The organism is Streptomyces sp. A 4/2 (assembly GCF_940670765.1).
GTDB lineage: Bacteria > Actinomycetota > Actinomycetes > Streptomycetales > Streptomycetaceae > Streptomyces.
The window spans coordinates 121109-142149 of the sequence record NZ_CALNVW010000025.1 but is presented as its reverse complement, the minus strand read 5'-3'; the positions used below and the strand labels follow the sequence as shown (position 1 = coordinate 142149).

Sequence of the window (21041 nt, the reverse complement as noted above, 5' to 3'; positions counted from 1 at the left end):
ATCGTTCTCAGAGTGAGCTTCAGCGCTCGACCTCGCCCTTGATGAACTTCTCGACGTTCTCGTAGGCCTCGTCGTCGAAGTACTGCACCGGCGGGGACTTCATGAAGTACGAGGACGCGGAGAGGATCGGGCCGCCGATGCCGCGGTCCTTGGCGATCTTCGCGGCGCGCACGGCGTCGATGATGACGCCCGCGGAGTTCGGGGAGTCCCACACCTCGAGCTTGTACTCGAGGTTGAGCGGGACGTCACCGAAGGCGCGGCCCTCAAGGCGCACGTACGCCCACTTGCGGTCGTCCAGCCAGGCGACGTAGTCCGAGGGACCGATGTGGACGTTGTCGGCGCCCAGGTCGCGGTCACGGATCTGCGAGGTGACCGACTGCGTCTTGGAGATCTTCTTGGACTCCAGGCGGTCGCGCTCCAGCATGTTCTTGAAGTCCATGTTGCCGCCGACGTTCAGCTGCATGGTGCGCTCGAGGCGGACACCGCGGTCTTCGAAGAGCTTCGCCATGACGCGGTGCGTGATGGTGGCACCGACCTGGGACTTGATGTCGTCACCGACGATCGGGACGCCCGCCTCGGTGAACTTGTCCGCCCACTCCTTGGTGCCGGCGATGAAGACCGGGAGAGCGTTGACGAAGGCGACCTTGGCGTCGATGGCGCACTGCGCGTAGAACTTGGCAGCGACCTCGGAACCGACGGGCAGGTAGCAGACGAGGACGTCCACCTGCTTGTCCTTGAGGATCTGGACGATGTCGACCGGGGTCTCGCCGGACTCCTCGATCGTCTCGCGGTAGTACTTGCCCAGACCGTCGTGGGTGTGACCACGCTGGACCGTCACGCCGGTGTTCGGCACGTCGGCGATCTTGATGGTGTTGTTCTCGCTGGCACCGATGGCATCCGCGAGGTCGAGACCGACCTTCTTCGCGTCGACATCGAAGGCGGCGACGAACTCGACGTCACCTACGTGGTAGTCGCCGAACTGGACGTGCATCAGACCGGGCACCTTGCCGGCCGGATCGGCGTCCTTGTAGTACTCGACGCCCTGCACCAGCGAGGCGGCGCAGTTGCCCACGCCGACGATGGCTACGCGAACCGAACCCATTCCGGTTGCTCCCTGTGTGTTCTCGACGAAGCCCTGCGGACGCAGAGCTTCACTTAGCGGTGTCATCGGACGGATCCGGCGGGGTGGTACCCCGATGCCGGGGCAGGCCGCCCGTATCTCCTGATATGTCCTGCTGAGCGGCGCCGGCGTCGGGGGATCGTCGCTGATCCCGTCCCGCCCGCTCGCTCTCGATGAGCTCGTTCAGCCAGCGCACTTCGCGCTCCACGGATTCCATGCCGTGCCGCTGCAGCTCAAGCGTGTAATCGTCCAGCCGCTCGCGAGTACGGGCCAGAGAGGCGCGCATCTTTTCGAGACGCTCCTCCAGCCGACTCCGGCGGCCCTCGAGCACCCGCATCCGCACCTCGCGTTCCGTCTGCCCGAAGAAGGCGAAACGTGCAGCGAAATGCTCGTCCTCCCAGGTATCGGGGCCGGTGTGCGAAAGGAGCTCTTCGAAGTGCTCCTTGCCGTTCGCGGTCAACCTGTAGACGATCTTGGCGCGGCGTCCTGCGAGTGAAGCTGCGAGAGCGTCCTCCGGGGCACTGCCCGGTTCCTCGATCAACCAGCCGCTGGCGACCAGCGTCTTGAGGCAGGGGTAGAGGGTCCCGTAACTGAAGGCCCTGAAGATCCCCAGCGAGGTGTTCAGGCGTTTGCGCAGCTCATAGCCGTGCATCGGCGACTCACGGAGCAGGCCGAGTACGGCGAATTCGAGGATGCCTGAGCGCCTGCTCAACCTTCGCCTCCTCTGCTGGTCCGGTCACTTATGCCGTGCTGATGTATCGAGTCGATACATCAGCACGATAGAACGACCTTGCGCCCGCGACAAGGGGAGCCATCGTGAGCGGCGTCACATCGCGGATTCATAGGCGGCAACTTGCCTGATTTGAGGCGAACCTCGGCACTGAGAGGGTTTTGAGCGTGCGTAGTCTGTGCGGCATGCAGACCGCCGGGGGCCGAGTGACACCAGGGGACGTCAGTTGTCTCGGCCCACGGAATGCGCTGCGGACGGGCCCGGCCAGGGGGCTGTCCGTGCCGCGGATGTGCCCGTCCGAGGGGCTGTCCGTGTGTCGGGGGGACCGGAACTCAACTGCCGTTTCCAGGCGTTAGCGCCTGCCCGAGGAGTAGTCGTTCGATGAGCGAGCACCGTCGCAAACCGCCACAGCCACAGAGTGGTGGACGTGCCGCGGCCAGGCGAGTCGCCCAGCAGCCTCCCGGCCGCCGCGCAGCTCCCCCGCGAACCACCACTGAGTCACCTTCCGGTTCCTACGACGAGGAGGAGCGCCCGTACGGCGGACGTGCCGAGGCCAGACGTGCTGCCCAGCGCAGCGGAGGCGGGCGCCGCCGAGCCGCCGAAGCGGGCGGTGGCCGCGGTGGCCGACGCGGTGCGGGCGGTCGCGGTGGCCATGGGGACAGCGGTTCCGGTGGAGGCCGTGGCCCCGGGAAGAAGCGGTTCATCGACTACCCGCGCGCGAATCTGACCGGCTGGCGCCACTGGGCGCCGTCCTGGCGGCTGGTGACCGGTCTCTTCATCGGTTTCGCCGGCAGCATCCTGGCGGCCGCCACCATCGCGTACGCCATGGTGGGCATCCCGGACGCCAGCAAGACGTCGCAGGCGCAGAACAACGTCTACTACTGGTCCGACGGCAGTCAGATGGTTGCCGCCGGCAATGAGATCAACCGGCAGATCGTGCCGCTCAGCAAGATCCCCGTCGCGATGCAGAACGCCGTGGTCTCCGCCGAGAACAAGACGTTCTACAAGGACAAGGGCATCGACCCCATGGGTATCGCCCGTGCCGTGCTCAACATGGCCAAGGGCGGTCAGACCCAGGGCGGTTCGACGATCACCCAGCAGTATGTGAAGAACTCCCGGCTCGATCAGGAGCAGACGTTCAGCCGTAAGTTCAAAGAGCTGTTCATCTCCATCAAGGTCGGCGCCAAGATAGACAAGAACGACATCATGAGCGGCTACCTCAACACCTCGTACTACGGGCGCGGCGCCTACGGCATCCAGGCCGCGGCACGCACGTACTTCGGAGTGGACTCCGACAAGCTCAACCCGAGCCAGTGCGCGTTCCTCGCCACGCTCCTCAAGGGCGCCAGCTACTACGACCCCGCGGGTGCCGTCGAGATCGATCCGGCAGCCACTCCGGCGGACAATACGGAGCGGGCCACCAAGCGCTGGAAATGGATCCTCGACGAGATGGTCAAGGACGGTCGTCTCCCGAAGGCCGAGCGTGACAAGTACACGACGTTCCCGAAGGTGGACCCGCGGAAGAAGACCGCCCAGCTGGGCGGGCAGACCGGCTACCTCGTCGACCTCGCGAATTCGTACTTCATCAACAACAACAAGCAGGGCGTCACGGCCGAGGGGCTGGCCAAGGGTGGATACCAGATCCATACGACCTTCGACAAGAAGAAGGTCAAGGAGCTGGAAGCGGCGGTGGAGAAGGTCCGCAAGGCCAAGATCAAGCCCGGTCTGCGGCCGAAGACGGACACCCACGTCCAGTTCGGCGGAGCGTCGGTGGACGCGCAGACCGGCGCCATCGCCGCCATCTACGGCGGTGAGGACGCCACCAAGCACTACATGAACAACGCCGACTACACCGGAGCCCAGGTCGGATCGACGTTCAAGGCCTTCGTCCTGGCCGCCGCGCTCGAGTACGGAAAGCGCGACCCCTCCCTCGGATCCGACCAACCCGATTCGGACCGCACGATCGTCTCGCCGAAGAGCCTCTACAGCGGGCAGAACGACCTGAAGATCAAGAATTACGACGGCACCGTCTGGCAGAACGAGAAGGGAGAGCAGTGGCTGCAGGAGAACGACGGCAAGGACTCTGTCGGTGCCCCTCCGAGCTACGCGATCGACCTGCGCGAGGCCATGAGGGAGTCGGTGAACTCCGCGTATGTCCAGCTCGGCATGGACGTCGGCACCGACAAGGTGCGTGAGGCGGCCATCGCCGCGGGGCTGCGCGACGACAAGCAGAGCATGGCCAGCTCCAACTTTCCCTCGTTCTCCATCGGTACCTCCAGCCCGAGCGCGATCCGGATGGCCGGCGCCTACGCCACCTTCGCCAACAACGGCCGTCAGAACGAACCGTTCTCCGTCACCGAGGTGACGAATGAAGGGAGGACGGTCTACCAGCACAAGCAGGTGGAGAAGATGGCGTTCTCGACGGCCATCGCCAGCAACGTCACCGATGTGCTGAAGACCGTGGTCGACAAGGGCACCGGAACCGCCGCACGGCTTCCGGACCGGGAAGTCGCCGGCAAGACCGGTACCACCGACGGCAACAAGTCCGCCTGGTTCATCGGGTACACCCCGCAGCTCTCCACCGCCATCGACATGTACCGCTTCGACGACGACGCCAAGGGCAAGAACCGCACGTTCGAGAAGATGTACGGCACCGGTGGCGAGGACAAGATCCACGGTGCCTCGTTCCCGGCGCAGATCTGGCACGACTACATGTCGCAGGCGCTCAGCGGCACGAAGGCCGTGGACTTCCCGGCACCCGAGCCGATCGGGAAGGTCGTCTACGGCGGCGGTGTGTCCTCCCCGAAGCCGACCCCGGTCCTGCCCTCGTCGCCGAGCCCGACGCCGTCCGCTCCGTCGCCGTCCCCGTCCGACACGCCCTCCACGACTCCGTCCCCGAGTGAGTCCTGCAACAAGTGGCAGGACTGGACCTGCGGAGACCCCGGAGGGACCGACGGGGGTACGGCCGACGGTGGAACCGGCGGCGGAGCCAGTCCGGGGCCCAGCGAGACGCCTCCGGGTGGCCAGAACGGCGGCGGCCACGGAGCCAACGGTGGTGGCGGCGGCTTCTTCGGCGGGATGGGCGGGTGACCGCCGCGTGAACCCCGTCGGCTGACCGGGTCGATCCGTACGACGAGGGCCGCCACAGTCTCCCGGCTGTGGCGGCCCTCCTCGCGTGCACAGCCGCGTACGGCAGGATGGCCGCCATGACGAGCGTGCACGAGGACCGGCCCGCACAGAAGACCGCAGAGTCAGTGGTGCGGCCCACGCAGCAGGACGAGATCGCCGCGACGGGCAGCGAGCTGATCGGTGGACCCATCGGGCGCTGGGCGCGCACCGGCGCGAGCCGGCTCACGCCGGTACGCGTCATCGCCCTGGTCGCGATCGGAATGTTCGCACTCGGCATGGTGCAGAAAATGCCCTGCTACGACTGGGCCTGGTTCCAGGGAGCCACCTCCCAGTACAACCACGCCTGCTACTCCGACATCCCGCACCTCTACGTCGGCCGTGGCTTCGCCGACGACCTCGTGCCGTACTTCGACCGGATCAACGGCGACATGCCGTACCTCGAATACCCGGTACTCACCGGGCTGTTCATGGAGGTCGCCTCCTGGCTGACGCCGCACGGCGGCGCCATGCAGCACCGCGAACAGGTGTACTGGATGGTCAACGCGGGCATGCTGATGATCTGCACAGCAGTCATGGCTGTCTGTGTCGCACGGACCCACCGGCGTCGCCCCTGGGACGCCCTGCTGGTCGCCCTCGCGCCGGCCTTCGCGCTCACCGCCACCATCAACTGGGACCTCTTCGCCGTCGCCCTGACCGCAGCCGCCCTGCTCATGTGGTCGAGGGGAAGGGCCCTGGCCTTCGGTATCCTCATCGGCCTCGCCACCGCCGCGAAGCTCTATCCCGTACTGATCCTCGGCCCGCTCATCGTGCTGTGCTGGCGCGCCGGGAAGCTGCGGGAGTGCCGGGTGGCCGTGTTCGGCGCCGCAGCGTCCTGGCTCGTCGTGAACCTGCCCGTCATGCTGCTCGCCCCCGAGGGATGGAAGAAGTTCTACACCTTCAGTCAGGAAAGGAATGTCGACTTCGGCTCCTTCTGGCTCATCATCACCCAGCGCACCGGCAAGCCGCTCGACATCGGCCACGTGAACACCTGGGCGATGCTGCTGGTCGTCCTGCTGTGCGGCGGCGTCGCGGTTCTCACGCTCACCGCCCCGCGCCGCCCGCGTTTCGCGCAGCTCGCCTTCCTCGTGGTCGCCGCGTTCATCCTGACCAACAAGGTCTACTCACCGCAGTACGTCCTGTGGCTCATCCCCCTCGCCGCCCTCGCCCGGCCGCGCTGGCGTGACTTCCTCATCTGGCAGGCCTGCGAGGTCATGTACTTCCTGGGCATCTGGATGTACCTCGCGTACACGATGAGCGGCGACAAACCCAAGGGACTGCCGCCCGAGGGCTACCAGTTCGCCATCGCACTGCATCTGCTCGGAACGCTCTACATCTGCGCGGTGATCGTGCGGGACATCCTCATGCCGGAACGGGACGTCGTGCGCAAGGACGGCTCCGACGATCCGTCGGGGGGTGTGCTGGACGGTGCCCGGGACGTGTTCGTACTCGGCCCCGCCGCCCGGTCGGCGCGGTACGCCGCACGCGACCACGAAGGTGCGCATGTCGAGTGGGGCAGCAGCGCGGCAGACGAATAGACACAGCGGAGGCGGGTTCCGGCAACCGGAACCCGCCTCCGCCGTGATGCTCTGCCGCCCGGCCCGTTCCCGGTCCGGCGGCCCGCTCGGTGATCGGTTCAGTGATCCACGAGGCGGTCGAACTGCGTTGTCGTATGGCGCAGATGGGCCACCAGCTCATCGCCCACCCTCGGCTCCTGCGCGTCCGAAGGCACGAAGAGGATCGACACCTGCATGTGCGGGGGCTCGGCGAACCAGCGCTGCTTGCCCGCCCACACGAACGGCGACAGGTTGCGGTTCACCGTGGCCAGGCCCGCCCGCGCGACGCCCTTCGCACGCGGCATCATCCCGTGCAGGGCCTTCGGCGCCTCCAGGCCCACCCCGTGCGACGTACCGCCCGCGACCACCACGAGCCAGCCGTCCGAGGCGGTCTTCTGCTGCCGGTAGCCGAACCGGTCCCCCTTCACGACCTGCGTGACGTCCAGGACGGAACCCCGGTACTGCGTCGCCTCGTGATCGCCCAGCCACAGCCGGGTGCCGATCCGCGCACGGAACCGGGTCTGCGGGAACTGCTGCTGCAACCGCGCCAGTTCCTCGGCCCTCAGATGACTGACGAACATGGTGTGCAGCGGCAGCCGGGCGCTACGCAACCGGTCCATCCAGGCGATGACTTCCTCGACCCCGTCGGAACCGTCCGTACGGTCCAGCGGAAGGTGCAGCGCGAAACCTTCGAGACGTACGTCGTCGATCGCCGCGTGCAGCCGGCCCAGATCCGCCTCGGCGACACCGTGGCGCTTCATGGAGCTCATGCACTCGATGACCACACGGGCGCCCACCAGCGCGTGCACACCGTCGACCGAGGAAACGGAACGGATCACCCGGTCCGGCAGCGGCACCGGTTCCTCACCGCGCCTGAAGGGTGTGAGGACCAGTAGGTCACCGCCGAACGAGTCCTTCATCCGAGCGGCCTCGTACGTGGTGCCGACGGCGATGATCTCGGAACCGAAGCGCGTCACCTCGTCCGCGAGCCGGGAATGACCGAAGCCGTACCCGTTGCCCTTGCAGACCGGAACGATTCCCGGGAACTGATCGAGCACGGACTTCTGGTGCGCCCGCCAGCGCGCGGTGTCGACGTAGAGGGTCAGCGCCATGGCCGGACCGGAACCTTTCTCGGAGCTGCGGTGTATCTGAGGTATGAACGGGACGAACGTGATTGTGAACTGGCCGAACGGGACGACGGCATCATCATCCCTCTTAACGACGCGACATGTAGATGTCGAGCGCCTTGTGCAGCAGCTTGTTGAGCGGGAAGTCCCACTCACCGATGTACTCGACGGCCTCGCCGCCGGTGCCCACCTTGAACTGGATCAGACCGAAGAGATGGTCGGTCTCGTCCAGTGTGTCGGAGATGCCACGCAGGTCGTAGACAGTGGCGCCCATCGCGTACGCATCGCGGAGCATGCGCCACTGCATGGCGTTCGACGGGCGGACCTCCCGCTTGTGGTTGGCGGAAGCGCCGTAGGAGTACCAGACGTGGCCGCCGACGATCAGCATCGTCGCGGCAGCGACGTTCTCCCCCTCGTGACGGGCGAAGTACAGCCGCATCCGGTTGGGGTCCTCGGTGTTGAGGACCGACCACATGCGCTGGAAGTACGAGAGCGGGCGGGGCCGGAAGTGGTCGCGCTCCGCCGTGACCTCGTACAGGCGCTGCCACTCGGCCAGGTCCTCGTAACTGCCCTGGACGACCTCGACACCGGCCTTCTCGGCCTTCTTGATGTTGCGCCGCCACAACTGGTTGAAGCCCTTGAGGACATCATCGAGCGAGCGATTCGCCAGCGGCACCTGATAGACGTAGCGCGGTTGCACATCGCCGAAACCGGCGCCGCCGTCCTCGCCCTGCTGCCAGCCCATCTTGCGCAGCCGGTCGGCCACTTCGAAGGCACGCGGCTCGATGTGCGTCGCCTCGACATCGCGCAGACGCTTCACATCCGGGTTCTGGATACCCGACTTGATCGCAGCCGCATTCCACCGGCGGATGACGACCGGCGGGCCCATCTTCACCGAGAACGCGCCCTGCTCCTTGAGATGGGCCAGCATCGGCTGAAGCCACTCATTGAGATTGGGTGCGTACCAATTGAGGATCGGGCCCTCGGGGAGGTACGCCAGATAGCGCTTGATCTTGGGGAGCTGCCGGTAGAGCACGAGGCCGGCTCCGACGATCTGGCCGTCCTTGTCGAACCAGCCGAGGCTCTCCGAGCGCCACTCCGTCTTCACATCCGCCCACGCCGGGACCTGGCAGTGGCTCGCCGCGGGCAGACTCTGGATGTACGCCAGATGCTGCTCGCGGCTGATGGTCCTCAGGGTCAGGCTCATTCGGGGCGCTCCTCGGCAGGCGTGTCCCCATGGGTACAGGGGCGTCGGCTCTCCCGCCGAAGCCTACTGCGACCGAGAATCGCCCCGACTGGCCGTATGGGACAAGTGGTACGGACGCAGTTAGCCGCCGACCACACCACCGAAGAGACCACCGTGCGCCATGGCGATGAAGAAGCCCACCGCCGCGGTGCCCAGCCCGAGGATCACGATGAACCGTTCACGCGTGGTGACCGAGATGAACATCCCGTAGCCACCGGTGAGGATTCCCACCAGCCCGGCCCAGGAACTGAGCAGGTGCAGGTTGTGGAATATCGACGTGAAGACGGCCAGCAGACCGAGCACCAGGGTCACAGCGACCAGGGTGTCCTGCAGCGGGTGTGGTTTGCCGTCCGTGGCGAAGAGAGAGACCGAAGATCCGTGACTGTGTCGCGCTGCCTGAGCCATCAGGCACCTCCTGGCATAAGGCGGCGCACAGTAGCGCCGCACACATCCCACGCATAGAGATTCTGCCCCCTGACCGCCGGATTTCAACCGGAAGCGGGTCTGCGGGTAGTCTGTACGGTCTGCACCGGTGTCTGCCCAGGCCAGGTCGCAATCCCTCTCCCCGGTGAAAGTGGATTGTCAGTGGCTGCCGATACCGTTGCGTACGCATCACGACCCTCCTGCCACGGAACGACCGTGGCCGCTGAGTCCAAAGGAGGTGGGTTCCACATGCGTCACTACGAAGTGATGGTCATCCTCGACCCCGAACTCGAGGAGCGCGCTGTCTCCCCGTTGATCGAGAACTTCCTCTCCGTCGTCCGCGAGGGCAACGGAAAGGTCGAGAAGGTCGACACCTGGGGCCGTCGTCGTCTCGCTTACGAGATCAAGAAGAAGCCCGAGGGCATCTACTCGGTCATCGACCTGCAGGCCGAGCCTGCGGTCGTCAAGGAGCTCGACCGCCAGATGAACCTGAACGAGTCGGTCCTCCGGACCAAGGTCCTCCGCCCCGAGACCCACTGAGCAACTAGCTCAGTAGTCATCGGGTTCGAGTAGCAACAAGCAGCCCAGCAATCCCCGCCGAGAGGTTCACCCATGGCAGGCGAGACCGTCATCACGGTCGTCGGCAATCTCGTCGACGACCCCGAGCTGCGCTTCACCCCGTCCGGTGCGGCGGTCGCGAAGTTCCGTGTCGCGTCCACTCCCCGCATCTTCGACAAGCAGACCAATGAGTGGAAGGACGGCGATGGCCTGTTCCTCACCTGCTCGGTCTGGCGTCAGGCGGCGGAGAACGTCGCGGAGTCGCTTCAGCGAGGCATGCGCGTTGTCGTGCAGGGCCGGCTGAAGCAGCGGTCCTACGAGGACCGTGAGGGCGTCAAGCGCACGGTCTACGAGCTGGACGTCGAGGAAGTCGGCCCCAGCCTCAAGACGGCCACGGCCAAGGTCACCAAGACCACCGGCCGAGGCGGTCAGGGCGGCCAGGGTGGTTACGGCGGCGGTGGCCAGCAGCAGGGCGGCGGCAACTGGGGCGGAGCCCCCAGCGGAGGCCAGCAGGGCGGTGGCGGTGCACCCGCCGACGACCCGTGGGCCTCCAGCGCACCGTCCGGCGGTGGCCAGCAGCAGGGCGGGGGCAGCTGGGGCGGAAGCTCCGGCGGTTCCGGCTCGGGCGGCGGCTACTCGGACGAGCCGCCTTTCTGAGGCAGCTCGTACCCCACTTCTTGATCACACAGGAGAAACACCATGGCGAAGCCGCCTGTGCGCAAGCCTAAGAAGAAGGTCTGCGCTTTCTGCAAGGACAAGACCCAGTACGTGGACTACAAGGACACGAACATGCTGCGGAAGTTCATTTCCGACCGTGGCAAGATCCGTGCCCGCCGCGTTACCGGCAACTGCACGCAGCACCAGCGTGACGTCGCCACGGCTGTCAAGAACAGCCGTGAGATGGCGCTGCTGCCCTACACGTCCACTGCGCGATAAGGGAAGGGTGACCGAAAAATGAAGATCATCCTCACCCACGAGGTCGCTGGCCTCGGTTCCGCCGGTGACGTCGTTGACGTCAAGGACGGTTACGCCCGCAACTACCTGGTCCCGCGTGGTTTCGCGATCCGCTGGACCAAGGGTGGCGAGCAGGACGTGGCGCAGATTCGCCGCGCCCGCAAGATCCACGAGATCGCGACCATCGAGCAGGCCAATGAGGTCAAGGCCAAGCTCGAAGGCGTGAAGGTCCGCCTGGCCGTTCGCTCCGGCGACGCCGGCCGCCTCTTCGGTTCCGTCACTCCGGCCGACATCGCCTCGGCGATCAAGGCTGCCGGTGGTCCCGTCGTCGACAAGCGTCGCGTCGAGCTCGGTTCGCCGATCAAGACCCTGGGCGCCCACCAGGTGTCCGTGCGTCTGCACGCCGACGTTGCCGCGAAGCTCGGCATCGAGGTCGTCGCCGCGTAATCGCTGCGCTCGGCAGAGCATGGAAAGGGCCGCACCCTCCGGGGTGCGGCCCTTTCGCCGTTTCACGTGAAACACGCACCGATGGCCAGCGTTTGTTGGTCTGCTCGCTGGTCGGCCGGCAGAACGTCGCGTCGCTCGACCGTGAGCCGACAGTGCTCAGCGGGTGGCGCCGGTGACGATCCAGCGGCCCGAGCGGGCCCGCAGCCAGAGCGTGATCATCCGTACCGCCATCATCAGAGCCATCGCCCACCACAGTGCGGTCAGCCCGCCGCCCATCGCCGGTACCAGGAGTGCCACAGGGGCGAACACGGCCAGCGTCACTACCATCGCTCCCGCCAGATAGCGCCCGTCGCCCGCGCCCATGAGCACGCCGTCCAGGACGAAGACGATCCCTGAGACCGGCTGGGTCACGGCCACGACCAACAGCACAGGGAGCAGAACGTCCCGTACTGCTTGGTCGCCGGTGAAGAGCGGAACGAAGAGTGGGCGGGAAGCCACCACCAGTGCGCCCAGTACTACTCCGGAAGCGATCCCCCACTGCACCATGCGGCGGCAGGCCTGTCTCGCGCCCTCGGTATCGCCCGCCCCCAGATAGCGGCCGATGATCGCCTGCCCGGCGATGGCGATCGCGTCCAGAGCGAAGGCGAGCAGACTCCAGAGCGAGAGGACGATCTGGTGCGCCGCCACATCGGTGTCACCGAGGTGGGCCGCCACGCCGGTGGCGGTCATCAGGACGGCGCGCAGCGAGAGCGTGCGGACCAGCAGAGGCACTCCGGCCTGGGCGCAGGCCCGTATCCCGGCAGTGTCCGGCCGCAGCGAGGCACCGTGCTTTCTCGCCCCTCGTACGACCACCATCAGATAGACCGCGACCATGGCGAACTGGGCGATCACCGTGCCCCAGGCGGATCCCGCGATGCCCAGACCGGCTCCGTAGACGAGTGCTGCATTGAGTGCGGCGTTGGCGGCGAAGCCGCCGATCGCGACGTACAGCGGAGTCCGGGTGTCCTGGAGGCCGCGAAGAACCCCGGTTGCTGCCAGGACCACCAGCATCGCGGGGATGCCGAGGCTGGAGATGCGGAGGTAGGTGACCGCGTAGGGGGACGCGTCGGCCGAGGTTCCGAAGAGGCCCACCAGCCAGGGCGCGGTGGGCATGACCACGGCGATGACAAGGGCGCCGAGCAGCAGGGCCAGCCAGATGCCGTCCATGCCCTGGCGGATGGCGGCCTGGAGGTCTCCGGCTCCGACCCGTCGGGCGACGGCCGCCGTAGTGGCGTAGGCCAGGAAGACGAAGATGCTCACGGCGGTGCTCAGCAGGGCTGCCGCGACGCCGAGGCCCGCCAGTTGGGGGGTGCCGAGGTGGCCGACGATGGCACTGTCGACCATGACGAAGAGCGGCTCGGCGACAAGAGCGCCGAAGGCGGGGACGGCGAGCGAGATGATCTCGCGGTCGTGTCGTCGTCGGCTCGGCTTGGACGCCGTGGGGGCCAGTGTCATGGGGGTCAATCTAATCTTCCACAGGTAAGAGATGCAATGTGTCTGCAACCCTTACTGAAGATCCCGCTTCGGCTCTTGTCGTGCGCTGTTTGTCGTGATCTTGGTCCAGTCGGGAAAGTTTTTCTCTCCCACAGCCAGTGGACGATGAAAGTGCAGGTCAGGGTGGTGGTGAGGGTGGTGCTATGACTTTGTCCACAGCGCTGTCCCCCGAGCCGTGCACAGGTTTCGGCGAGTTACCCACAGCATGTGGTCCTTCATCCACAGGCCCTGTGGATAACAAGATTGGCTGACGGTGTCTGCGGGCCTAACGTGGACCGGCGCCCGACGCGCCGTTCGCGGAGTCGGGCCCCTTGTTTGTCGGTGCCGTGCCGTAAGAAAGAGTGGCATGGCTAGGTCCGCGGAGCGGACGGGAGGAGGCGGCCCGGTGAGCATTCCCGAGCCCTTGGACGACCCCTGGGCTGAGACCAGTCCGGGTGATCGTCTGCCCGTCTCCCGGCAGCGTCGTGGTGACGGCGGTGGCGGACGTGAACAGCACGACCGGGACCGTGAAGGCGGTTCCTGGGAGGGGGGCTCTCCCGCGTTCGAGCGGGTGCCCCCGCAGGACATCGACGCCGAGCAGTCCGTGCTCGGCGGCATGCTGCTCTCCAAGGACGCCATCGCCGATGTCGTCGAGGTCATCAAGGGCCAGGATTTCTACCGTCCCGCGCACGAGACCGTCTACCAGGCCATTCTTGACCTCTACGCGAAGGGCGAACCGGCCGACCCGATCACGGTCGCCGCGGAACTGGTCAAGCGTGGCGAGATCAAGAAGGTCGGCGGGGCGCCGTATCTGCACACCCTCGTCCAGTCGGTTCCGACGGCCGCCAACGCCGAGTACTACGCCGAGATCGTCCATGAGCGGGCGGTCCTGCGCAGGCTCGTCGAGGCCGGTACCAAGATCACGCAGATGGGATACGCGGCCGACGGGGATGTCGACGAGATCGTCAACTCCGCCCAGGCCGAGATCTACGCCGTCACCGAGCAGCGGACCTCGGAGGACTATCTGCCGCTCGGCGACATCATGGAAGGGGCACTCGACGAGATCGAGGCGATCGGTTCGCGCAGCGGCCAGATGTCCGGGGTGCCGACCGGTTTCACGGACCTGGACGCGCTGACGAACGGACTGCACCCGGGCCAGATGATCGTCATCGCGGCGCGCCCCGCCATGGGTAAGTCGACGCTGGCACTGGACTTCGCGCGGGCCTGTTCGATCAAGTCCGGACTGCCGAGTGTGATCTTCTCCCTCGAAATGGGGCGCAACGAGATCGCGATGCGTCTGCTGTCGGCGGAGGCGCGAGTGGCGCTGCACCACATGCGGTCGGGCTCGATGACGGACGAGGACTGGACGAGGCTGGCGCGGCGGATGCCGGACGTCACCGCCGCGCCGCTGTTCATCGACGATTCGCCGAACCTGTCGATGATGGAGATCAGGGCGAAGTGCCGACGGCTCAAGCAGCGGCAGGATCTGAAACTGGTCGTGATCGACTACCTGCAGCTGATGCAGTCCGGTGGGTCACGGCGCCCCGAGAGCCGCCAGCAAGAGGTCTCGGACATGTCGCGAAACCTGAAGCTGCTGGCGAAGGAACTCGAAGTTCCGGTCATCGCGCTCTCGCAGCTGAACCGTGGCCCCGAGCAGCGTACGGACAAGAAGCCCATGGTGTCCGACCTGCGTGAATCGGGTTCGATCGAGCAGGACGCGGACATGGTGATCCTGCTGCACCGTGAGGACGCGTACGAGAAGGAGTCGCCGCGAGCGGGCGAGGCGGACCTGATCGTGGCCAAGCACCGTAATGGCCCGACGGCGACGATCACGGTGGCGTTCCAGGGCCATTACTCGCGGTTCGTGGACATGGCGCAGACGTGACCCGCTGTTGCTGCAGGTTCTCGGATCCGTTTTCTTTTCTCGTCCGGGATGTCCACCGGGTGTCCATTAGGACCTGGAGGGGAGAACTGTGCCTCTCCTGTCGCTGACCGAGGAAGCCGCGACTACCGGGCCCGCCCCGGCTTGATCGCCGGGGCGCTGAGCTCCTCTTCCAGGTACTGACGGAAAGGGGCGGTAGGCGGTGAGCCCGACCATGCCCACGGCTGTCAGGGCACGATGATGACGATCTTGCCCGCGCGCATGGCCGGTGGCGCTGACGTCGTGAGCCGCGGCGGTCTCCTTCAGCGGGAACACGGCGTGCAGCGGGACGGTGAGGCGGCCTTGGCCGGCGAGATCTGATGCCAGTGGCAGCCCTGCCCAGCCCGGCGACTCCCCTGCTTCGGAGCGGGAGAACCGCGCTCCGTGTCGGGCGGCGTAGAAGTCCGCGATGGTCACACGCGATGCGGATCGCCGGCGATGGCCACCAGTTCGGCCAGAGAGCCCTTCCCGGCCGCGTCCAGAACCACGTCGACGCCGCGTCGGAACCAGTGGGGCAAGGCGATCGACCCTCCCGTAGGCGACCGGTGCGACGCCGAGTTGGTCGAGGAAGCAGTGGTTCCAGGGCCTCCAGTACCCGCATGGCCGTGAACACGGGCTAACTCCGCATACGTGGCGAGTCGTTCAGCGGGAGAGCTTGAAGTCGCTCACCTCTGCGGCACTGTCAGATTCCCGCTGCTTCTCGTCCGGTGAAGAACTTGATCACCTCCTGGGGCGTGGGGTTGTGGGCGACCGCGGCCGTGGCCGCGGCGCTGCGGGGGAACAGCCCTCGTTCGTACTCGGTGAGGGCGGTTTCGATGTCATCGGGGTGTGCGGCGAGGGCCTCGCCGAGTTCGGCGCCGTCCTGCATGGCCAGGCTGGCGCCCTCGCCGTTGGGGGTCGAGAGGTGGGCGGCATCGCCGAGCAGGGTCACTCCCGGCACCCGGTCCCAGCGCTGCCCGATCGGCAGGGCGTGCAGGGGGCGCAGGACCGGCGCGGTATCGCCGGCGGTGATCAGGGCGGTGAGTTCCGGTGCCCAGCCGTCGTACTCCTCCGCGATCCGCGCGGCGGCTGCGGCGGCATCGGTGAAATCGATGGTCTCGAACCAGTCCTGTGGCTTGGTCAGCGTGATGTAGGTGTGGAGGGTCCCGCCCCTCTCCCTGTGCGCCACGAACCACTTCCCGTTCCCGTCCAGGTCGAGCGCGACAAGCGTCCCGTCGCCGACCGCCTTCGCGGTGGCCGGGTGTCGGGTGTCGGCGTCGTGCAGTGTTGACTCGACGAAGGACCGGCCCACGTATGCGGGCGTGGTGTCGGAGAGCAGCGGTCGCACTCGTGACCATGCACCGTCCGCGCCGACCAGCAGGCTCGTGACGACGGCGGTGCCGCCTGCGAAGGTCACCTCGTGACGGCCTTGGGTGAGGGCACGGACGCCGGTGGCCGCGTGGCCCCATCGGACGGTGCCGGCGGGGAGTGAGTCGAGCAGGATCTGTCGCAGTTCGCCGCGCTGTACCTCGGGACTTCCGCCCGTGCCGTCGTCGGCCTTGTCGAACAGGACGGTCCCGTCTCGGCCGAGGATCCGTATAGCTTGGCGGCCCTCCAGGACGATGCCGCGGAACTCGTCCGTCAGACCGGCAGCCTTGAGGGCGAGTTGGCCGTTGCGGTCGTGGATGTCGAGCATCCCGCCCTGCGAACGCGCCGTCGGGGAGGACTCCGCCTCGTGGACCGTGACGGGGATGCCGTGGAGGTGCAGGACGCGGGCCAGGACGAGGCCGCCGAGTCCGGCGCCGATGATCGTGACAGGAGTGTGCATGAAGCTCCTTGCGTGTCGTCCGTCCGCCGGGTGGGTCCGGGCAGGATCGCTGGAAGGAAGGCGGCTTGCCGGGCTGTGCCCTCGGGCAGGAAACGGCTCAGACGACGATCACCCGGCGCCCGCGTGTGTGACCGGCCCGGCTGTCGATGTGCGCGGCCGCGGCCTCGGCGAGCGTGTACGACTTCTCGACCGGGATGTGGAGCTTTCCCCGTGCGATGAGGCCGACGGCCTCGGCGAGGGCTTCCGGTACGTTCCCGGTCACGCCGGAGTACCGGACACCGTGCTCCGGCGCGCCGAGATCGGCGATGGAGATCACCTTCCGCGGGTCCCCGGTCAGTCCGACGAGTTCGCGGATCACGCCGGAGCCGGTCAGATCGAGCGCTGCGTCGACACGGCCGAGCTGCCGCACCCGCTCGAACCAGCCCTCGCCGTACGTCGTGGCGAGGGCACCCAGGCTGCGCAGGTAGTCCTGGTTCGCGGCTCCGGCCGTGCCGATCACCGTGATGCCGCGGTCGCGGGCGATCTGCAGTACTGCCGATCCGACGCCCCCGGACGCTCCGCTGACCAGCAGCGTCTGGCCGGGCCGCACACCTGCCTGGCGGATGATGCGCAGCGCGGTCTCCACCACGGAGGGGTATCCGGCCGCCTCTTCGAAGGTCAGCCCCTCGGGCATCCGGGCCCAGGCCGACAGCACGGCGAACTCGGCATAGGTGCTTGAGCCTCGCCCGAACACGTGGTCGCCGACCTCGACTCCTTCGACGCCCTCGCCGGCCTCGTCCACCACCCCGGAGGCGTCCTGCCCGACTCCGGCGGGCAGGACGACCGGGCGGACCTTCTGGAACTGGCCTTCACGGATTCTCCAGTCGACGGGGTTCACGCCCGCCGCCCGCACGGCGACGCGTATCTGGCCGGGGCCCGCGTGGGGCTCCTCGGCGCCTTCGAGGCGGAGAACGTCGGGACCGCCGAACTCGGCGAAGCTCACTCTCTTCATGCGGTCGACCGTAGCACTAACGGTTATTGTTTAGAAACGGTTACTCCTTTGGATTTGATAGTGTCAGCGGCATGACCGAGCCGCCCGGACGCCGTGAGCGCAAGAAGGCCGCGACCCGGCAGAAGATCGCCGACACCGCCCTGCGGCTCTTCCTGGATCGCGGGTACGACGCGGTGGGCATCCGCGATGTGGCCGCCGAGGCCGACGTGGCCGTCACCACGCTCTTCTCCCACTTCGCCTCGAAAGAGGCCCTGGTGTTCGAGCAGGACGACAACTTCGAGCAACGCCTCACGCAGGCGGTCACCACCCGCGCGCCGCACGAACCGCTCATTCCCGTGCTGCGCCGCGAGATCCAGGAGATGGTCCGGCACTGCACGGCGGACGGCACCGTCCCGATCTACCGCATGATCGACGAGTCACGTGCCCTGCGGGAGTACGAGGAGTCGATGCGGCTGCGTCATGCGGAGGCGCTGGCAACGGCCATCGCTGCCGATCCCGGCCTGTCACAGACCACGACGGCCTGCCGGACCATCGCGAGGTTCGTGATCGACGCCTATTCGCTGGCCCGTGAGGCGGACGATCCGCAGGCCGCGGTGGACGAGATCTTCCAGATGGTCGAGGCGGCCTGGGAAGTCACCTGACCTACCACTCTGCGAGCATCGCCCGCGAGATCAGGTCCGGTCCGGTGGTGCGCCGTCGAGACTTGTCGGTGTGCGGGCTGCCTGCCGGGTACGGGGTCGACCGGGACCGGATCATCGGGTAGGTCTCGACCATGACATCTTCGGATTCCTTTACAGATCTCCTCCCCGGTACCCGGCGGGCTCTCCTGCACCGGGTTGCCACGGCTCAGTCCAAGGGGCGTGCGCCGTCGCTGGTGGGGGCGGTGATGCGGGACGGACAGTTGGTGTGGTCGGGGGCGCGCAGCTGCGTGGACGGGCACGCGCCGGACGCGGACACGCAGTACCGGATCGGCTCGATCACCAAGCCGTTCACGGCCGTGGCGGTGATGCGGTTGCGCGACGAGGGGCTGCTCGATCTCGCGGACCCGCTGGAGAAGCACCTCCCGGGCACCGGTGTGGGCGCGGTGACGATCGCTCAACTCCTCGGTCACACCGCCGGTCTGGCGGCCGAGACGCCGGGCGAGTGGTGGGAGCGTTCGTCGAGCGAGCTGCGGCCGGAGCTGGCGGATGTGCTCGGTGAGGGTCCGCCGCTGCATCCGGCGGGGCGGCGCCATCACTACTCCAACCCCGGATACACGCTGCTCGGCGCGGTGGTGGAGGCGCTGCGCGGTGAGACCTGGGCGGAGGTGGTGCGGCGGGAGATCTGCGTACCGCTGGGGATGGACCGTACGACTGCGCAGCCGCAGGCACCGCATGCCGGGGGATGGGCGGTGCATCCGTGGGCGGATGTGATGCTGCCCGAGCCGTCGGAGGACCTGGGGCTGATGGCAGCCGCGGGGCAGTTGTGGTCGACGGCCGCGGATCTGTGCCGGTTCGCCGCGTTCCTGGCCCAGGGCGACGACCGGGTGCTGAGCGCGGAATCCGTACGGGAGATGCGCGCGCCGGCGGCTGCGCCGGAGGCCGGTCAGTGGGACGGCGGCTACGGCTTGGGGGTGCAGCTCGTCCGCCGTGACGGCCGGACACTCGTCGGGCACACGGGCTCGCTGCCCGGGTTCACCGCCGGGCTGTGGGTGTGCGTCGAGGACGGTGTGGCCGGGGTGGCGCTGGCGAATGCCACATCGGGGGCCGATACCCCGTCGGTGGCCGCTGATCTCGTTCGGATCGTCGCGGACGCGGAACCGGGACTGCCGCAACCGTGGCGCCCGCTCCCGGAGATGGACGCGGAGCTGCTGGAGCTGGCCGGGCCCTGGTACTGGGGGACGACGGTGGCCGGTCTGCGGCTGGTGGCGGACGGCGGGGTGGAGTTCGGCCCGCTGGCGGGCGGCGGGCGGAGTTCCAGCTTCCGTGCGGAGAAGGACGGGACCTGGACGGGGCTCGACGGCTACTACGCGGGGGAGACGCTGCGCGTCGTACGGCGGGACGGCAAGGTGAGCCATCTGGATCTGGGTTCCTTCGTGTTCACCCGGCAGCCGTACGAGCCCGCGTCGGTGGTGCCGGGCGGCGTCGACGAGGGAGGCTGGCGCGGCCTTCCCCGGTAGTGCGACAAGGGCTGCGGCAAAGGCTGCGGCAAGGGCCCGGATCAGCGCTCTCGATGTGCGGATCCGGGCCCGGTCGGCCGGCCCGCGATCCGGCGTCCTGGGCGCTGTGCGTCCAACAGGTCAGCTCGTCAGTTCCCGTTCCAGCGGAGTCCGGAACCGCGGCGTGATCCGGGTGTCCCCCACCCACTCCGACAGCCGCGCCGCCTCCACTCCGATCGCCGCCACGGCCTCCTGGCCCGGATCCGTCAGCAGGCGCCACACCACTTCGCCGTCGGCGCGCTGTGCCCACCCGCCGATGATCTTGCCGTTCCACCACACGGTCGGGCCGATGTTGCCCGCGCGGTCGAAGAGGGCCGAGCGGTGCTCCGCGTCGAGGTGGAACGTGCGGTCCGCCCAGCCCATGGCGCTGGGGTCGAGGGCGGGCAGCAGGGCGGCCCAGGGTTCGACAGGCGGTTCGGGAGCGGTGTCGCCGGGGACGACGAATCCGCTTACCCCGTCGTCGAGTTGGACTTCCTCCGCGTCGATCACCGCGAGCGCTCTGCGGCTGTCCGTCAGGGTCCACCCCGTCCACCAGGCGAGGTCCGCCTCGGTGGCCGGTCCGTACGAGTGGAGCCAGCGGCGGGCCACTTCCGCCTTGGCCTCGGGGACCGGGACGGCGGGCCAGGGGGTGGCGGCCGTCCAGCGGAACTGGCTCGATGTCCAGGAGCCGCGGGGGCGGTCGCGACGGATGTGGCCGTCGGCGGCGAGGAGGCGGATGACACGGGACGCGACGCCCTGTTCAGCCTGCCATTTCTTGCCGGGGAAGACCGTGATCTTCGTGCGCAGCGCGGGGACGGCAGCGGAGAGTTCACTCCCGGTGGCGGCGCCGCGGGTGGTGAGCGCGGCGAGTGTCGCGGCCTCGGTCTCGGCGAGCCAACGTTCGTCGAGGTCCCCGCTGTCGTCCGCGAGGTGTTTGAGGAACGTTCTGCGCTCCTTGGCCGCGATGGCGCGTGCGGTGGACGCGTCGACGTGCGGGGCGACCTCTCGCGACATGGCGAAGAGCGTGTTGCGCAGCGAGAGGAGCCGGACGAGGGCGACGTCGTCGTACAGGGCCCGCTCGACGGTGGCGGAGTCGGCGTCGGTCAGCCGTGCGCAGACGGAGAGGTAGAGGGTCGCGGCGTCGGTGGCGTGCAGGGCGACGACGGCGTCCGCGGCTTCGACGGGGGTGGTGGCCCGTGCGGAGGGGACGAGGCGGTGACGGCGGCCCAGACGGGTGCGGCGCTGTTCGTTGCTGATCCGGTGCATGGGCCCTGGTCGTCCGTTCCGTGGGTGCGGTCTTCGGTGGTG

At 67.7% G+C, this 21041-nt stretch carries 20 protein-coding genes and 1 pseudogene; 9 read left to right on the top strand and 12 right to left on the bottom strand.

Annotated elements, in window-relative coordinates; all coding sequences use genetic code 11:
• Window positions 1–19: 19 nt before the first annotated feature.
• The 3 genes from NBY69_RS19685 to NBY69_RS19675 form a co-directional block, all read right to left on the bottom strand.
• The gene (locus NBY69_RS19685; RefSeq protein ID WP_250302339.1) at window positions 20–1102 is read right to left on the bottom strand and encodes an inositol-3-phosphate synthase; all 1083 of its coding nucleotides are present in this window, start codon (window positions 1100–1102) and stop codon (window positions 20–22) included.
• A gap of 49 nt (window positions 1103–1151) precedes the next feature.
• Entirely contained in the window at window positions 1152–1832 is a 681-nt protein-coding gene (locus NBY69_RS19680) for a PadR family transcriptional regulator (protein ID WP_250302338.1), read from the bottom strand.
• Window positions 1833–2348: 516 nt separating this feature from the next.
• Window positions 2349–2504, bottom strand: coding sequence for a hypothetical protein (locus NBY69_RS19675; protein ID WP_250302337.1), 156 nt, complete (start codon window positions 2502–2504; stop codon window positions 2349–2351).
• Between the two features lie 108 nt (window positions 2505–2612).
• On the opposite strand from NBY69_RS19675, the gene NBY69_RS19670 reads away from it, so the two are divergent.
• Together NBY69_RS19670 and NBY69_RS19665 are read left to right on the top strand one after the other, a co-directional pair.
• A complete protein-coding gene (locus tag NBY69_RS19670) occupies window positions 2613–4940 on the top strand; it encodes a transglycosylase domain-containing protein (RefSeq protein WP_250302336.1) in 2328 nt (775 codons plus the stop codon).
• A gap of 116 nt (window positions 4941–5056) precedes the next feature.
• Window positions 5057–6553, top strand: coding sequence for a glycosyltransferase family 87 protein (locus NBY69_RS19665; protein WP_250302335.1), 1497 nt, complete (start codon window positions 5057–5059; stop codon window positions 6551–6553).
• A 98-nt stretch (window positions 6554–6651) separates the two neighbouring features.
• Here the strand turns inward: NBY69_RS19665 and NBY69_RS19660 are convergent, their stop codons facing one another.
• The 3 genes from NBY69_RS19660 to NBY69_RS19650 all read right to left on the bottom strand — a co-directional run bounded on the left by NBY69_RS19660 (window position 6652) and on the right by NBY69_RS19650 (window position 9349).
• Window positions 6652–7683: an alanine racemase gene (locus tag NBY69_RS19660; RefSeq protein ID WP_250302334.1), complete on the bottom strand. Its 1032-nt coding sequence runs from the start codon at window positions 7681–7683 to the stop codon at window positions 6652–6654.
• A 103-nt stretch (window positions 7684–7786) separates the two neighbouring features.
• Window positions 7787–8905, bottom strand: a complete 1119-nt coding sequence (locus NBY69_RS19655; protein WP_250302333.1) for a peptidoglycan bridge formation glycyltransferase FemA/FemB family protein — start codon at window positions 8903–8905, stop codon at window positions 7787–7789.
• Window positions 8906–9025: 120 nt separating this feature from the next.
• Window positions 9026–9349 (bottom strand): hypothetical protein, encoded by a 324-nt coding sequence (locus NBY69_RS19650; protein WP_250302332.1) that lies wholly within the window; start codon window positions 9347–9349, stop codon window positions 9026–9028.
• Window positions 9350–9616: 267 nt separating this feature from the next.
• Between NBY69_RS19650 and rpsF the strand changes: the two genes are divergently transcribed.
• The 4 genes from rpsF (at window position 9617) to rplI (ending at window position 11326) form a co-directional block, all read left to right on the top strand.
• Window positions 9617–9907, top strand: a complete 291-nt coding sequence (rpsF, locus tag NBY69_RS19645) for a 30S ribosomal protein S6 (protein WP_215093090.1) — start codon at window positions 9617–9619, stop codon at window positions 9905–9907.
• A gap of 72 nt (window positions 9908–9979) precedes the next feature.
• Window positions 9980–10582 carry a single-stranded DNA-binding protein gene (locus NBY69_RS19640; RefSeq protein WP_250302331.1) on the top strand — a complete coding sequence of 201 codons (603 nt, stop codon included), beginning with the start codon at window positions 9980–9982 and terminating at the stop codon, window positions 10580–10582.
• Between the two features lie 42 nt (window positions 10583–10624).
• Window positions 10625–10861, top strand: a complete 237-nt coding sequence (gene rpsR, locus NBY69_RS19635; protein ID WP_003967857.1) for a 30S ribosomal protein S18 — start codon at window positions 10625–10627, stop codon at window positions 10859–10861.
• 18 nt (window positions 10862–10879) lie between these two features.
• Window positions 10880–11326, top strand: coding sequence for a 50S ribosomal protein L9 (rplI, locus tag NBY69_RS19630; protein ID WP_250302330.1), 447 nt, complete (start codon window positions 10880–10882; stop codon window positions 11324–11326).
• 156 nt (window positions 11327–11482) lie between these two features.
• Here the strand turns inward: rplI and NBY69_RS19625 are convergent, their stop codons facing one another.
• Window positions 11483–12820 carry an MATE family efflux transporter gene (locus NBY69_RS19625; protein WP_250302329.1) on the bottom strand — a complete coding sequence of 446 codons (1338 nt, stop codon included), beginning with the start codon at window positions 12818–12820 and terminating at the stop codon, window positions 11483–11485.
• 424 nt (window positions 12821–13244) lie between these two features.
• Between NBY69_RS19625 and dnaB the strand changes: the two genes are divergently transcribed.
• The gene (gene dnaB / locus NBY69_RS19620; RefSeq protein ID WP_250302328.1) at window positions 13245–14723 is read left to right on the top strand and encodes a replicative DNA helicase; all 1479 of its coding nucleotides are present in this window, start codon (window positions 13245–13247) and stop codon (window positions 14721–14723) included.
• 224 nt (window positions 14724–14947) lie between these two features.
• Here the strand turns inward: dnaB and NBY69_RS37660 are convergent.
• The 3 genes and pseudogenes from NBY69_RS37660 to NBY69_RS19610 all read right to left on the bottom strand — a co-directional run.
• Window positions 14948–15338, bottom strand: a pseudogene (locus NBY69_RS37660) (zinc-binding dehydrogenase); the annotation flags it as partial.
• Window positions 15339–15441: 103 nt separating this feature from the next.
• Window positions 15442–16566 carry an NAD(P)/FAD-dependent oxidoreductase gene (locus NBY69_RS19615; RefSeq protein ID WP_250302327.1) on the bottom strand — a complete coding sequence of 375 codons (1125 nt, stop codon included), beginning with the start codon at window positions 16564–16566 and terminating at the stop codon, window positions 15442–15444.
• A 97-nt stretch (window positions 16567–16663) separates the two neighbouring features.
• The gene (locus NBY69_RS19610) at window positions 16664–17557 is read right to left on the bottom strand and encodes an NADP-dependent oxidoreductase (RefSeq protein ID WP_250302326.1); all 894 of its coding nucleotides are present in this window, start codon (window positions 17555–17557) and stop codon (window positions 16664–16666) included.
• 71 nt (window positions 17558–17628) lie between these two features.
• Here NBY69_RS19610 and NBY69_RS19605 point away from each other — a divergent pair, with 71 nt between their 5' ends.
• On the top strand, window positions 17629–18198 hold the full coding sequence (locus tag NBY69_RS19605; protein WP_250302325.1) for a TetR/AcrR family transcriptional regulator: 570 nt from the start codon (window positions 17629–17631) through the stop codon (window positions 18196–18198).
• 1 nt (window position 18199) lies between these two features.
• Here NBY69_RS19605 and NBY69_RS37390 read toward each other — a convergent pair whose 3' ends face one another.
• The gene (locus tag NBY69_RS37390) at window positions 18200–18331 is read right to left on the bottom strand and encodes a hypothetical protein (RefSeq protein WP_284348578.1); all 132 of its coding nucleotides are present in this window, start codon (window positions 18329–18331) and stop codon (window positions 18200–18202) included.
• On the opposite strand from NBY69_RS37390, the gene NBY69_RS19600 reads away from it, so the two are divergent.
• Entirely contained in the window at window positions 18330–19715 is a 1386-nt protein-coding gene (locus tag NBY69_RS19600) for a serine hydrolase (RefSeq protein ID WP_250302324.1), read from the top strand. The two genes, NBY69_RS37390 and NBY69_RS19600, sit on opposite strands and share 2 nt — an antisense overlap.
• A 120-nt stretch (window positions 19716–19835) precedes the next feature.
• Here the strand turns inward: NBY69_RS19600 and NBY69_RS19595 are convergent, their stop codons facing one another.
• Window positions 19836–20999, bottom strand: coding sequence for a winged helix DNA-binding domain-containing protein (locus NBY69_RS19595; RefSeq protein ID WP_250302323.1), 1164 nt, complete (start codon window positions 20997–20999; stop codon window positions 19836–19838).
• Between the last annotated feature and the right edge of the window lie 42 nt (window positions 21000–21041).

Coding starts and splice junctions, on each gene's coding strand:
- NBY69_RS19685 (WP_250302339.1), bottom strand. CDS start 1,102: ATGGGTTCGGTTCGCGTAGCCATCGTCGGCGTGGGCAACTGCGCCGCC.
- NBY69_RS19675 (WP_250302337.1), bottom strand. CDS start 2,504: ATGGCCACCGCGACCGCCCGCACCGCGTCGGCCACCGCGGCCACCGCC.
- NBY69_RS19665 (WP_250302335.1), top strand. CDS start 5,057: ATGACGAGCGTGCACGAGGACCGGCCCGCACAGAAGACCGCAGAGTCA.
- NBY69_RS19660 (WP_250302334.1), bottom strand. CDS start 7,683: ATGGCGCTGACCCTCTACGTCGACACCGCGCGCTGGCGGGCGCACCAG.
- NBY69_RS19655 (WP_250302333.1), bottom strand. CDS start 8,905: ATGAGCCTGACCCTGAGGACCATCAGCCGCGAGCAGCATCTGGCGTAC.
- NBY69_RS19650 (WP_250302332.1), bottom strand. CDS start 9,349: ATGGCTCAGGCAGCGCGACACAGTCACGGATCTTCGGTCTCTCTCTTC.
- rpsF (WP_215093090.1), top strand. CDS start 9,617: ATGCGTCACTACGAAGTGATGGTCATCCTCGACCCCGAACTCGAGGAG.
- NBY69_RS19640 (WP_250302331.1), top strand. CDS start 9,980: ATGGCAGGCGAGACCGTCATCACGGTCGTCGGCAATCTCGTCGACGAC.
- rpsR (WP_003967857.1), top strand. CDS start 10,625: ATGGCGAAGCCGCCTGTGCGCAAGCCTAAGAAGAAGGTCTGCGCTTTC.
- rplI (WP_250302330.1), top strand. CDS start 10,880: ATGAAGATCATCCTCACCCACGAGGTCGCTGGCCTCGGTTCCGCCGGT.
- NBY69_RS19625 (WP_250302329.1), bottom strand. CDS start 12,820: ATGACACTGGCCCCCACGGCGTCCAAGCCGAGCCGACGACGACACGAC.
- NBY69_RS19615 (WP_250302327.1), bottom strand. CDS start 16,566: ATGCACACTCCTGTCACGATCATCGGCGCCGGACTCGGCGGCCTCGTC.
- NBY69_RS19610 (WP_250302326.1), bottom strand. CDS start 17,557: ATGAAGAGAGTGAGCTTCGCCGAGTTCGGCGGTCCCGACGTTCTCCGC.
- NBY69_RS19605 (WP_250302325.1), top strand. CDS start 17,629: ATGACCGAGCCGCCCGGACGCCGTGAGCGCAAGAAGGCCGCGACCCGG.
- NBY69_RS19600 (WP_250302324.1), top strand. CDS start 18,330: ATGACATCTTCGGATTCCTTTACAGATCTCCTCCCCGGTACCCGGCGG.
- NBY69_RS37390 (WP_284348578.1), bottom strand. CDS start 18,331: ATGGTCGAGACCTACCCGATGATCCGGTCCCGGTCGACCCCGTACCCG.
- NBY69_RS19595 (WP_250302323.1), bottom strand. CDS start 20,999: ATGCACCGGATCAGCAACGAACAGCGCCGCACCCGTCTGGGCCGCCGT.